An 11476-nucleotide genomic window follows, 5' to 3' on the forward strand; every position below is an offset into this window, starting at 1 on the left:
ACAGTCAGCCATAAACGGGGGCCAGGCCCCCACTTCTTTCACAGGAGCAATCATGGCTGCGATCCCCGACTGGGTGCCCATCACCCCCAGCGTCGCCATCACTCGCTTCACGGTGCTGACGGTCAATATCCACAAGGGCTTTACCGCCCTGAATCGACGTTTCATCCTGCCCGAACTGCGTGAAGCGGTGCGCAGCGTGGGCGCCGATATGGTGTTCCTGCAGGAAATCCATGGCACCCACGAGCGCCATCCACAGCGCTTCAGCGACTGGCCAAACATGCCGCAGTACGAATTCCTCGCCGACAGCATCTGGCCGCAGTTCGCCTATGGCCGCAACGCGGTCTACCCCCATGGCGACCATGGCAACGCGCTGCTGTCGAAATTCCAGATCGTGCGCTACGACAATCTCGATATCTCCCAAAGCGGCCATGAAAACCGGGGTCTGCTGCATTGCGTGCTGCGCCTGCCAGGCACCGGCCAGGAGATCCATGCGATCTGCATCCATCTGGGCTTGCGCGAAGTGCACCGCCAGCAGCAATTGCGCTTGATTGAGCAGCGCATCGGCGAGATTCCGGCCGACGCTCCGCTGATCGTGGCCGGTGATTTCAACGACTGGCGCCAGAAGGCCGACCTAAGCAAGGCGGGCTTGAAGGAAGTGTTTATTGAATCCATGGGTAAACCCGCGCGTACCTTTCCGGCGCGTTTGCCCTTACTGCCGCTGGACCGGATTTATGTGCGCAATCTGAAAGTGCATAACCCTCGCGTGCTGACCACGCGGCCGTGGTCTCACTTGTCTGACCATGTGCCGCTGTCGGTGGAGGTCGAGCTATGAACGTGGCCGTGGAACATATCTCCACCGACCAGCCGCCGGACGAAGCCAAGCCCCGCGACCTGGATTACGGCTGGCAAAGTGGCAACCAGGTCCAATTGCTGGAAAACGGCGAGGCGTATTTCCCCAAGGTGTTCGAAGCCCTGCGCGCGGCCCGACGGGAGATTCTGCTGGAGACCTTCATTCTTTTCGAAGACAAGGTAGGCCATGAACTGCACAGCATCCTGATCGAGGCTGCGCAGCGTGGTGTGAAGGTGGTGGTGAGCCTGGACGGTTTTGGCTGCGGCGAACTGAGCCCGTCGTTTCTAGGCGAACTGGCGGACGCCGGTGTGACGGTGCAGATGTTCGACCCGGCGTCCAAGACCCTGGGGTTTCGCACCAACTGGTTTCGTCGCCTGCACCGCAAGATTGTGGTGGTGGATGCAGAAGTGGCGTTTATCGGTGGGATCAACTTTTCTGCCGACCACTTGGGCGATTTCGGCCCCGAAGCCAAGCAGGATTACGCGGTGCAGGTGGTGGGCCCGGCGGTGGCGGACCTGCATCATTTCGCCCTGGCGCAAAGTGGTCGCCAGGTGCGCACGCGACGTGGCTGGCGGCGGCGCCAGCAACGGCCTTCGTTGTGGTCCACCGACCAGGGCGATGGCCTGGTGCGCCTGATTTACCGCGACAACGTGCAGCATCGCGATGACATTGAAGAGGCGTACATCCACGCGCTGAGCAAGGCGCAACAGCGCGTGGTGATCGCCAACGCCTACTTCTTCCCCGGCTACCGCCTGCTGCGGGAAATCCGCAATGCCGCGCGCCGTGGCGTGCAGGTGCAACTGATTATGCAGGGCCAGCCCGACGTGCTGCTGGCCAAGCTGGCGGCGCGAATGCTCTACGACTATTTGCTCAAGGACGGCGTGGTCATCCACGAATACTGCCAGCGCCCGCTGCACGGCAAGGTGGCGTTGGTGGATGACGAATGGAGCACCGTGGGGTCGAGCAATCTGGACCCGTTGAGCCTGTCGCTGAACCTGGAAGCCAACGTGTTGATTCGTGACCGCGCGTTCAATCAACAGCTGTATGAACGCCTGGAAATACTCGCCCGCGACCACTGCCAGACCATGCCGGAAAACCGCAAGCCGCGCCTGTGGCTCTGGCGATTGACGGTGGGCTTCCTGGTGTTTCATGTGATGCGCCACTTCCCGGCCTTGACCGGTTGGTTACCGGCACACAAGCCACGGTTGAAACCCATCGAGAGCCAGGCCAATGACCGCTGAATCCCGGTTCAAACGCTGGAAGAAACCGCTGACCATCGCCTTTTTCCTGGTGTTGATCGTGCTGTTCACCCTGCTCGCGCGGCGCATCGATTGGAGCGAAGTGGTGCAGACCCTGGGCGACTTCAAAGCCCGCACCCTGGTGATCGCGGGCGCACTGACACTGTGCAGCTTTTTGGTGTACGCCAGCTTCGACTTGATCGGCCGCACTTACATTCGCCAGAACCTGGTGTGGAAGCAGATCCTGCCGGTGGGCATCATCAGCTACGCGTTCAACCTCAACCTGAGCGCGTGGGTCGGCGGCATCGCCATGCGTTATCGCCTGTATTCGCGCTTGGGCGTGAGCACCGGCAATATCGCCAAGATCCTCGGCCTGAGCCTGGCCACCAATTGGTTTGGCTACATGGCGATAGCCGGGGTGGTGTTCAGCAGCGGTCTGGTGACCATGCCGCCGGGGTGGAAGGTCAGCACCACAGCCTTGCAAGGCATTGGTGCGTTGTTGGTACTGGCCAGCCTCGGCTATCTGGTGGCCTGCCAGTTTTCGAAAAAGCGTGCGTGGACGATTCGCGGCATGGAAATCAACCTGCCGTCCGTGCGCATGGCGTGCTTGCAATTGCTGCTCGGCGCGCTGAACTGGTCGCTGATGGCAGCGGTGATCTTTACCCTGCTGCCGGCCAAGTTGGACTATCCGCTGGTGTTGGGCGTGCTGTTGATCAGCGCGATTGCCGGAGTGCTCACCCATATTCCGGCCGGGCTGGGCGTGCTGGAGGCGGTGTTTATTGCGCTGTTGCAGCATGAGGCGTCGCGGGGCAGCTTGCTTGCCGGGTTGATCGCGTATCGGGCGATTTACTTCATCTTGCCGCTGCTGATCGCGCTGGTGATGTACCTCGGTGTGGAGGCCAAGGCGAAGGCGTTGCGGGTGAAGAAAACACCCGCTTGAACGCTTTACTGGGACTGAATGATGCTCAACCGTTCGCCCACCACCATCTCGGTGATCCAGTCCACCAGGATTGAGGTGTAGGCCTGTTGGGACACCGGATCGCTGAGGGAATGGTCGGCGCCGTCGATGATGCGATGGGTCAGTGAGTGGGTCTGCTGGCACGCCGCGCGGTAGCTCATGATGGTGGCGTGGGGCACGTGGTCATCGGTTTCCGATTCGACGATCAACACATCACCGGTAAACGCCGAACACGCGTGCAAGGCGCGATTGGTTTCGGCGTGGACCAAGGTGCTGCGGTAATCCATCAGGTCGGCCTTATCCAGATCACGCTTGGGTTTGAGCCATTCCTGATCGCGGTACAACGCCGGTACGCGCAGCGCCAGCCAGCGCACCGGGCGCAACGAGGTGAGAATCGCCGCAAGGTAACCGCCGTAACTGGTGCCCACCACCGCCACCGCCGAGGTGTCGATGGCCGGGTGCGACAGCAGACGGTCATAGGCCGCCAGCAGGTCGCGCAGGTTGTCTTCGCGGGTGACGCGGGACAATGGAATGCCCGTGCCGGCGTGCCCGCGCAGGTCGAAGGTCAGGCACACGCAACCCAAGCCGGCGATGCCTTTGGCGCGTTCCAGGTCGCGCTCCTGGCTGCCGCCCCAACCGTGCACAAACAACACGCCGGGGACTTTGGATTTAGGGCTGAGGAAGGTGCCGCTCATCTGTTCGTCGTCGATATCGATCGCAATGCTTTCGCTTTTAGCCGTCATAAGCCTTAACCGTCACGTACTTGAGAAGAAACTCGCTGTTTTCCGCCGGGCCGCGATACACCTCGATGGCATTGGCTGGCAGCGGTTGGTCCACGTAGGTTTCCACCGAGGACACATGGATCGCACGCAGGCCAGGGTTGTTGATAAAACTTTGCAGCGCCGCGACTTCCGCGCTGCTGGCCCCGCCCATGCGCCAGGATTGTTCGAGTACACCGCTGCGGCGTTGGCCGTTGCTGTCCAAGCCCTGAGCGATGTCGTAGTTGCGCCGTGATGCGTAGAAACCGGGGTAGGCCTCATCGGCGGCCGCATCGAAGACCTGGGCTTGTTCGATGGCTTCGCGTACGTCGTCGGGCAGTTCGAGTTGCAACAGGTCATCGTAGTCACCGGGCACTACCAACAAGTTGGAGCCGCCGTAGACCTCTTCGCCCTGCCCGTCTTTCGTCAGGTATTGCTCGCCGCAGTAGCTGAACACGTGATCGCCGATAAAGCTTTGGCCAACGCTGTGGGTGACCACATCGTGCAGGTCCTGCTCCAGCACCACGCCTTCGTTGAAGAGTTTCGCGGCATCCGGTCGCGCCAGCACCGCTTCGAATTCGTCCAGGCTGTGGATAACTTCCTGGCCTCGGCCTGCGCAGGCGTGCACGGGTTTCAAGCGGATGGGGCCGCTGTAGAGCAAGCGCGTGGCGGCGGGCCGCGCGTCTTCCAGTGCAAAGACGCTCAGACCGTCCAGCACGACTTTTCGTACACGCTCGCAAAACAACGCCGACCAACCTTGCGGCGCTTTGGCTTCAGGGCCGAGCAAGCCATGACTGATGGCTTTGGTGCAGATGAAGTCGTGGTCGACATAACCGCCCCACAAATCCTCAGGCCCCTTGATATTCAGCGCTCGGGCCTGGGCCGGGCCGACCAGGGTCTGTGTGGGCAGCAGGTACAACGCCCGCCCCGCGTGCAGATCAGTGTCGTAGCTGCCGCCGAACTTGAGCCCGAGGATCTGCGCCAGCCAGCGCGCCAGAGCGCGGTTGGTTTCGACCTCATGCAGCGGCGCACCCTCACGTGTGGAGTGAGCAACCACCAGCTTCTTGCGTTGAGTCGGGGTCATGCGTCCCCCTTGGCCATCCCGCCATGTGTGTAGACGGAACGTTGCAGAGATCAGGCCAAGGCGCATTCGGACGGGATTGCATTCAAATCAATCGGTTGCCGGAAAATCGATGGCAGATGGCCTGTTTTATTCTGCACGACGACCCGATAACGCGGCGGCGTTCTGCACGATTCACACGCCGAAACGGCTGCGATAATCGCTGGGCGTCAGGCCGGTGATCTTCTTGAAGATGGCGCGAAAGGCACTCGGGTCTTGGTAGCCGACGGTCCAGGCGATATGGTCGATGGTGCCATTAGTGAATTCGAGCATCTGCCGTGCCTTGCCCACACGCAAATGCTGGCAGTACTCGGTGGGTTTCAAGCCGGTGGCGGTGCGAAAGCGCCGTAGGAAGGTACGCTCCTCCAAGCCCGCTTCCCGAGCCATCGCCGCCAAGGACACATCCACCGCGCCGCTGGCCTGCAACCCGTGCTGAACCTTGAGGATGGCCGCGTCACCGTGGCCGAGAATCGGCGCGAAGTTACTGCCACATTGGCTGGCGCTGTCACTGTGCTCGATCACCAGGAAACGCGCGGTATCGGCCGAGATGCTCGGGCCCATCAGGCGGTCGACCAGGCGCAGGCCGAGTTCGGACCAGGCCATCAGGCCGGCGGTGGTGATCAAGTCGCCGTCATCGACGATGGGTTTATCCGCCTCCAGGCGCACTGCCGGGTAACGGGCCGCGAAGGATTTGGCGGAAGACCAATGGGTGGTGGCACTGCGCCCGTCGAGCAACCCGCTGCGCGCCAGCATGATTGAGCCAATGCATACACCGCCCAGCACAGTACCTGCCGCGTGTTGCTGGCGAATCCACTCCAATAGCGCAGGGGGCGCCTGCTCCTCGGTAAACTCACCAATCGACGGTGGCACCAGCACAGCCATCATCGGTTGCTCGGAGCCAGGGTGGCTGCTGAATACACGCGCCGGTTTACCGGTAACATCCACCTGCCAATGGCTGACCCGCAGCAACGGCAATTGCGCGGACTGATGCTCGGCGGCGATGCGGTTGGCCACGCCGAACAGGTCGGTCAAGCCATGCACGGCCGCCAACTGCGCACCTTGGTAGATCAACACGCCCAGCTCGACGACCACCATTGTCAGTTTTCCCCCTGTTATTGTCGGTGCAGCCAATCCCCGGTGAAGGCGCCAGCTAAGATACTGGGCCCATCAACCCATCACGAGGCAACACACATGGCCAAGCAAGCGCTCATCCTAATCGATATCCAGAACGACTACTTCCCTCAGGGCAAGTGGCCACTCGACGGCGTCGACGCCGCGGCAGACAAGGCCGCGCAAGTGCTGCAGGCGTTTCGCCAGGCGGGCGATGCGGTGATTCATGTGCGTCATGAGTTCACCTCCGAGGACGCGCCGTTCTTCACACCGGGCTCCGAGGGTGCGCATCTGCACAGCAAAGTGTTGAACGAAGGCAATGAGCCGGTGGTGCTTAAACACTTTGTGAATGCGTTTCGCGAAACCCGGCTACGCGAACTGCTGGAACAACGCAGCATCACCGACCTGGTGGTGGTGGGCAGCATGAGTCATATGTGTATCGACGCTGTGGTGCGGGCGGCGGCGGATCTGGGCTACAAGGTCACGGTGATTCATGACGCGTGTGCCACGCGGGATCTGGAATTCAATGGGCAGGTGATTCCAGCGGCGCAGGTGCACGGGGCGTACATGGCCTCGCTGGCGTTTGGGTATGCGGGTGTGGTGTCGGCGGATGAGTACTTGAAGGCACAAGCGGCGGCTTGACCGCCACTTGGTTCTTTAACGTTAGCGAGTCGCGATGATGAACAGGCGCGGAAACGGCAGCAACACCGTGCCATCAGCCAAGGCGGGATAGGCCTTAATAATTCGCGCCTGGTATTCCTGTAGGAAAGCGGCTTTTTCGCTGTCGGTCAAAGGCGCGAGGAACGGCCTCAGCGCCGACGCCTTGAACCACTCCACCACCGCCGCGTGATCCGCCAGCGGGTGCTGATAGGTGGTGCGCCACACATCGACGGTGCTGCAATGTTTGCTCAGCAGTTCGTAGTAGTAGCTCGCAGTGTGGCGCTCATTATGTTTGACCGCAGCGATCTTGCCCGACCACGGCCCCGCTGCCGCGACTTCGCGGGCAAGCCGGTGGGCGGGCTCATCGAGATTGTCCGGGGTTTGCACCGCCAGCGTGCCACCGGGCGTCAGTTGTTGGACCAAGTGCGGATATAGCCTGGCGTGGTCGGGCAACCATTGCAGGGATGCATTGGCCAGGATCACATCGAAGGTTTGCGCAGGTTTCCAGTCACCGATATCCGCCAGTTCAAAGTTCAGCACCGGCAGCCGTTTGCGGGCGTCCACCAACATGTCATCGGAGCTGTCCATGCCGGTGACGTGTGCCTGCGGGAAGCGCTCGGCCAGCACTTCAGTGGAGTTGCCGGGGCCGCAGCCCAGGTCGACGGCGTTGCGTACCTCGGTATTCGCAATGGCCGCGACCAGGTCACGGACGGGACGGGTGCGCTGCTGTTCGAACATCGTGTATTGCTTGGCTGACCAGGTCATCACGGCTTTCCTTCTTTTTGAGGTTGGCCACAGCCTAAATCTTGTGAGCCATGAGAACAAATGCCAGGATTGAAGCCCTCCCATACCTGAAAAGTATTCCTATGCTGGAGCTTCGCCAACTCAAGGCCTTCGTTGCCATCGCAGAAGAAGGCTACATCACCCGCGCGGCTGAACGCCTGGGCATGCAACAGCCACCGTTGACGCGGATGTTGCAAAGCCTTGAGGCCGAATTGGGCGTGGTGTTGATGGAGCGCCTGCCCCGTGGCGTTCGCCCCACCACCGCCGGGCTCGCGTTGCTGGACGAGGCGCGGGAAATCCTCGCACAGGCTGAAGGCGTCGCGGATGTAGTCCGCCGTGCCGCACGCGGTGAACGTGGCCGGCTGGCCATCGGCTTTACGAGTTCGGCTGCCTTGCATCCTTTTGTACCGAGTGTGCTGCGGCTGTTTCGCGAAACCTTTGTCGGCGTAACCGTCGTGCTAGAGGAAGCCGGCACCGGCGAGCTGCTGGATGCGTTGGTGCACGAAAAACTCGACGCGGCGTTTATCCGCTCGCCTCTCAGCGGGACACAGTCGCTGCAAGACGAACCCATCCTGGTGGAACCGATGCTGCTGGCGCTGCCCACCGATCACCCGCTGGCGCTTGATGCAGGCTCTCCCCTGCCCTTGAAGGCACTGGCGACCGAATCCTTCGTGCTTTATCGCCGGCGCGTGGGGCTGGGATTGTATGACGCGATCCTGGTGGCGTGCCGCGAAGCTGGGTTCAGCCCGCAAGTGGTGCAGGAAGCCCCGCGCATGACCGCGACATTGAGCCTGGTGGCGGCGGGACTTGGCGTGTCCATCGTGCCGGCGTCGATGCAGCGGTTGCGCGGGGACGGCATCGTGTATCGGGAATTGACGGAGTGCCGCAGCCTGGTGGCACCGCTGCATTTGGCGACGCGGATTGATGACGGTTCGGCGGTGTTACGCCGGTTCAAGGACATGGTTGTCATCGCCGCGTCGACTGAAGCTGATCACGGCCAATAAAAAACCCCCGAGACCTGAGTCAAACGGGGGTTTGCGTGTTCCGGATTTTAGAATCCTAAAAAGGTTATAAACACCAGAAAGCCATCTGATCTAGCGCGTGAGTGAGTGAATGCCCTATTTTTACTGGCTAAAAATGGCGCCAATCCACAAACAACAAAAATTATCGTAAGGTTATTTGTTAATTTATGACTCAAATCGCCCTCTAAACTTTACAAAAATCAATTACGCTACTCTCTCAGCAGGATCGTCGAAGCCGCGCCTAAATCCAGACGAACGGTAGCCACCACTCGGCGCAGATTACGAAAACAGCCATCTATTGAAAACGGCCCGCGCCTCACTGGTGCGTTCTCAATGCCGCGAGCTCACTTAAGAGGCCGAATATAAGTAATCAGCTTTTCTCTGGAGTGGATCGGGCCACAGCAGCAACCGCTGGGCATTCTCAGCAGTGTTTGCCTCAAGCCGGCGCAAGGATCTGGTATCGCTCTGGAGCTCCGCGCCACTTCTTCTCAGCACAGAGGTAGCCTCGCTAAACCGGGAGCAGATCACCAATCCGGCTCTGGCTCTGTACCCAAATGAATGGACATCACCAGCGCACGGCGGTAATGCAACGGGGTCGCGTTCAACTCGAGGGACAGTAGTCGGTCGGCGGCACCAACCAGGGCGTCAATCCGCTCGCGGGGCACTGCTATATACACAACCAACCGTGTCCCGCTTGCTGTCATAGACCCTATTCCTTTGGGTGGGTCTATGTATTGCGTCAATCGAGGATCTGCGTAGAGCTGGCACTCGACCTCTGGGTATTTAAAACTCTCCGGGTAGAGAACTTCGCCCTTCAGCGTCAGGATCATATGTTCATGATAGTGACCTTCGTTAGCTCTCGAATTATTAGGCAGGGCTAGGCTGAACGACCACGTAAGATCCCACCCGGCCAACTTGATTTGATAGATCACTCGCTGCGCTTCAAGTCGAGGGCGACCTCGTCCTGCTTTAGATTTTGGCTGGACTTTACGGGCCATAACGCTCTCCACAAAAAAGTACACCAATGTGGAGAGTATAATTTAACTCCAATCAGCTGACGGTGAAGCTAGGCAATTGGAAAACTCAGGGATATATATCGGGAAACTGCTCCCAATGAAAGGTAAACAGAACCAGTTGTTCGACAGGTTCATAAAACATGATGATTTTGTCAGCGCCCATTTGTTGATAGGAATTAGCAGGCGTACTCGCGACATGATAGAAGGGGTTACCAGAGGGGCTTCGAGGATAAACGGGACTGATACCGTTAGGCCTGGATTCAGAAATGTACAACGGCATGTTGCCCGCCCAAACCTGCCCGATATCCACATCACCGCCGATCTGCTCTACAAAGGGGCACAGATCCCGGCTATCCACGCGCGCACCGAGCACTAGTTTGTCCGGATTAAAAAGGTAGCCTGTTTTGTTGTATGTGGCACGAGCTGCCGCGAAGGCGGCATTTTGCTGTTCGTAAAAATCAAGCAATTCCGATCGTGCCTCCGGATACGGATCTGGGAGGTCTATATTCTGCTCATGGAGAAAGAAATAACGAGGATCACCCATGAGGCGGTAACGCCTATCCTCGATTTTGAATCCGATCCAGTTTGTGTGAAGCAACGGCGACTGGTAATCAGTGTCCCTCGTTGCATAACCGACTAGACGATGTTCGGCAGGCTCCAGCGGACTAAGCATGTATAGAGAACCAGACCATTCCGGATTCACCATGCTGAGATCGATAGTGAAAAGCGGGTGGAGATGTTTGGCAAGGTCGGACTGATCGGGAACAAAAACGAATTCCGGATCTGGAAATGGGTGCAATCCGACAGGTAGCTCCCGGTAGTCGGGCCGACGCTCAATCATCTTTGCGCAAACGTCTCTGAAGGGGAAACCGTCTCCCCCTTCAGACCTGAAATATTCTGCCAACTCAATAAAAATAGAAAAGTGATCATCGGTGAGGCTGGACAACTCACTGGCAGAAAATTCGTACTTATTGCCGTCATGCATCGACAGGACGAATGATTGCAAATACCGCGCTGAAGCATTCCAACCGTTGATCAATAAATCAGCATGTGTCTGAAAAGGCGATTCATACATGGCATTGAATCCGGAATATTTGATGTAAGTAATTGGTGAGGGCTGACGCTAAAGCGCAAAAACATCATTAACTTTTATCTACGGGAGGCACCTCAATCGAAATTATTCGACTGAGGTGCCTGCATGAGCGCTTTCAGCAAATTTTTTGAATGTTAGTCCTGCTTGATGTGCGACATCATGCCATTGACATCGACCGCACGTATGTACCGTGCAGGATTTTCGTCATTGGCGACTTCTTCAAAATGCCTTTCACCGCATTTTATTTTAGCGCCCTCGACATGGCGCAGATCGCCCCACCAAGTGCTACCTTTGGTTTCAACGACGAAGTACAGTTTTTCCTTACCTTCATCATCGACGACCACAGCCCAGTCGGGGTTGTAGGTGCCAAGCGGTGTGGGAATTTTGAACCAGGACGGCAGTTTCGCGTACACCTTTACGGCTTCGTTCTTTTCAAGGTCTTCGGCGAAGGTCTTCTCTACGCCCGCCGAGTCATAGACAACATGCGTATAGATGGACTTCTGCGTTTCTAGAGTGTTTTTCAAATAGCCCTTCAGCTCTTCCTGTTGGAACAGCTCTTGCGCGTAGAAGTGCTCGTCGCCGATTTTGCTGTACTTAATACCATCGACTAGTGCCAATCGCTTGGTGCGATTGATGGCTTCTGACGCATAGTCAATGAACTGTTGCGGGTTACGGGAAAAGTCCTGCAGGCGATGGCTTTCCGTAAGAATCTTGACGATACTGCTGCGGGTCAGCTGAGTCTTGTCCTGCAAATCCGTGATGATGTCGGGAAGCTCGATGTCATCCTCATGGATCGTCGTGAAACGGGAGACGTCAGTCTTGTTGCCGCTGACCGAAAACTGACCCAGTAGAGGCTCTTCTGCCGACT

At 58.5% G+C, this 11476-nt stretch carries 11 protein-coding genes and 1 pseudogene; 5 read left to right on the forward strand and 7 right to left on the reverse strand.

Annotated features, from left to right (window positions below; all coding sequences use genetic code 11):
- Nucleotides 1–52 precede the first annotated feature (52 nt).
- Genes H096_RS10055 through H096_RS10065 form a run of 3 tightly spaced genes read left to right on the forward strand, consistent with a single transcriptional unit; the run spans nt 53 to nt 3028 of the window.
- Entirely contained in the window at nt 53–832 is a 780-nt protein-coding gene (locus H096_RS10055; RefSeq protein ID WP_033897975.1) for an endonuclease/exonuclease/phosphatase family protein, read from the forward strand.
- Entirely contained in the window at nt 829–2091 is a 1263-nt protein-coding gene (gene clsB / locus H096_RS10060) for a cardiolipin synthase ClsB (RefSeq protein WP_033897976.1), read from the forward strand. Before H096_RS10055 ends, clsB begins: the two co-directional genes overlap by 4 nt.
- Nucleotides 2081–3028, forward strand: coding sequence for a lysylphosphatidylglycerol synthase domain-containing protein (locus H096_RS10065; RefSeq protein WP_033897977.1), 948 nt, complete (start codon nt 2081–2083; stop codon nt 3026–3028). Before clsB ends, H096_RS10065 begins: the two co-directional genes overlap by 11 nt.
- A gap of 5 nt (nt 3029–3033) precedes the next feature.
- Here the strand turns inward: H096_RS10065 and H096_RS10070 are convergent, their stop codons facing one another.
- From H096_RS10070 to H096_RS10080, 3 genes are all read right to left on the reverse strand, one after another.
- Complete coding sequence (locus H096_RS10070) at nt 3034–3789, reverse strand: alpha/beta fold hydrolase (protein ID WP_033897979.1); 756 nt, start codon at nt 3787–3789, stop codon at nt 3034–3036.
- Nucleotides 3779–4888, reverse strand: a complete 1110-nt coding sequence (locus H096_RS10075) for a DUF3182 family protein (protein ID WP_033897980.1) — start codon at nt 4886–4888, stop codon at nt 3779–3781. Before H096_RS10075 ends, H096_RS10070 begins: the two co-directional genes overlap by 11 nt.
- A gap of 171 nt (nt 4889–5059) precedes the next feature.
- The gene (locus H096_RS10080; RefSeq protein ID WP_033897981.1) at nt 5060–6019 is read right to left on the reverse strand and encodes a GlxA family transcriptional regulator; all 960 of its coding nucleotides are present in this window, start codon (nt 6017–6019) and stop codon (nt 5060–5062) included.
- A 96-nt stretch (nt 6020–6115) separates the two neighbouring features.
- Here H096_RS10080 and H096_RS10085 point away from each other — a divergent pair, with 96 nt between their 5' ends.
- Nucleotides 6116–6676 (forward strand): cysteine hydrolase family protein, encoded by a 561-nt coding sequence (locus H096_RS10085; RefSeq protein WP_033897983.1) that lies wholly within the window; start codon nt 6116–6118, stop codon nt 6674–6676.
- 21 nt (nt 6677–6697) lie between these two features.
- Here the strand turns inward: H096_RS10085 and tam are convergent, their stop codons facing one another.
- Complete coding sequence (tam, locus tag H096_RS10090; RefSeq protein WP_033897985.1) at nt 6698–7459, reverse strand: trans-aconitate 2-methyltransferase; 762 nt, start codon at nt 7457–7459, stop codon at nt 6698–6700.
- Nucleotides 7460–7560: 101 nt separating this feature from the next.
- On the opposite strand from tam, the gene H096_RS10095 reads away from it, so the two are divergent.
- Nucleotides 7561–8481 (forward strand): LysR family transcriptional regulator, encoded by a 921-nt coding sequence (locus H096_RS10095; protein ID WP_033897986.1) that lies wholly within the window; start codon nt 7561–7563, stop codon nt 8479–8481.
- A gap of 542 nt (nt 8482–9023) precedes the next feature.
- On the opposite strand, the gene H096_RS10100 is transcribed toward H096_RS10095, so the two are convergent.
- From H096_RS10100 to H096_RS10110, 3 genes and pseudogenes are all read right to left on the reverse strand, one after another.
- Nucleotides 9024–9497: a hypothetical protein gene (locus H096_RS10100; RefSeq protein ID WP_033897987.1), complete on the reverse strand. Its 474-nt coding sequence runs from the start codon at nt 9495–9497 to the stop codon at nt 9024–9026.
- Between the two features lie 85 nt (nt 9498–9582).
- Nucleotides 9583–10590, reverse strand: coding sequence for a hypothetical protein (locus tag H096_RS10105; RefSeq protein ID WP_241495491.1), 1008 nt, complete (start codon nt 10588–10590; stop codon nt 9583–9585).
- Between the two features lie 152 nt (nt 10591–10742).
- Nucleotides 10743–11476, reverse strand: a pseudogene (locus H096_RS10110) (restriction endonuclease subunit R); the annotation flags it as partial.

This window comes from Pseudomonas sp. FH1 (assembly GCF_000510895.2).
GTDB lineage: Bacteria > Pseudomonadota > Gammaproteobacteria > Pseudomonadales > Pseudomonadaceae > Aquipseudomonas > Aquipseudomonas azotoformans_A.

What these genes read in the sequence shown, in the direction of transcription:
- H096_RS10055 (WP_033897975.1), top strand. Translation starts at nt 53, where the DNA reads ATGGCTGCGATCCCCGACTGGGTGCCCATCACCCCCAGCGTCGCCATC.
- clsB (WP_033897976.1), top strand. Translation starts at nt 829, where the DNA reads ATGAACGTGGCCGTGGAACATATCTCCACCGACCAGCCGCCGGACGAA.
- H096_RS10065 (WP_033897977.1), top strand. Translation starts at nt 2,081, where the DNA reads ATGACCGCTGAATCCCGGTTCAAACGCTGGAAGAAACCGCTGACCATC.
- H096_RS10070 (WP_033897979.1), bottom strand. Translation starts at nt 3,789, where the DNA reads ATGACGGCTAAAAGCGAAAGCATTGCGATCGATATCGACGACGAACAG.
- H096_RS10075 (WP_033897980.1), bottom strand. Translation starts at nt 4,888, where the DNA reads ATGACCCCGACTCAACGCAAGAAGCTGGTGGTTGCTCACTCCACACGT.
- H096_RS10080 (WP_033897981.1), bottom strand. Translation starts at nt 6,019, where the DNA reads ATGGTGGTCGTCGAGCTGGGCGTGTTGATCTACCAAGGTGCGCAGTTG.
- H096_RS10085 (WP_033897983.1), top strand. Translation starts at nt 6,116, where the DNA reads ATGGCCAAGCAAGCGCTCATCCTAATCGATATCCAGAACGACTACTTC.
- tam (WP_033897985.1), bottom strand. Translation starts at nt 7,459, where the DNA reads ATGACCTGGTCAGCCAAGCAATACACGATGTTCGAACAGCAGCGCACC.
- H096_RS10095 (WP_033897986.1), top strand. Translation starts at nt 7,561, where the DNA reads ATGCTGGAGCTTCGCCAACTCAAGGCCTTCGTTGCCATCGCAGAAGAA.
- H096_RS10100 (WP_033897987.1), bottom strand. Translation starts at nt 9,497, where the DNA reads ATGGCCCGTAAAGTCCAGCCAAAATCTAAAGCAGGACGAGGTCGCCCT.
- H096_RS10105 (WP_241495491.1), bottom strand. Translation starts at nt 10,590, where the DNA reads ATGTATGAATCGCCTTTTCAGACACATGCTGATTTATTGATCAACGGT.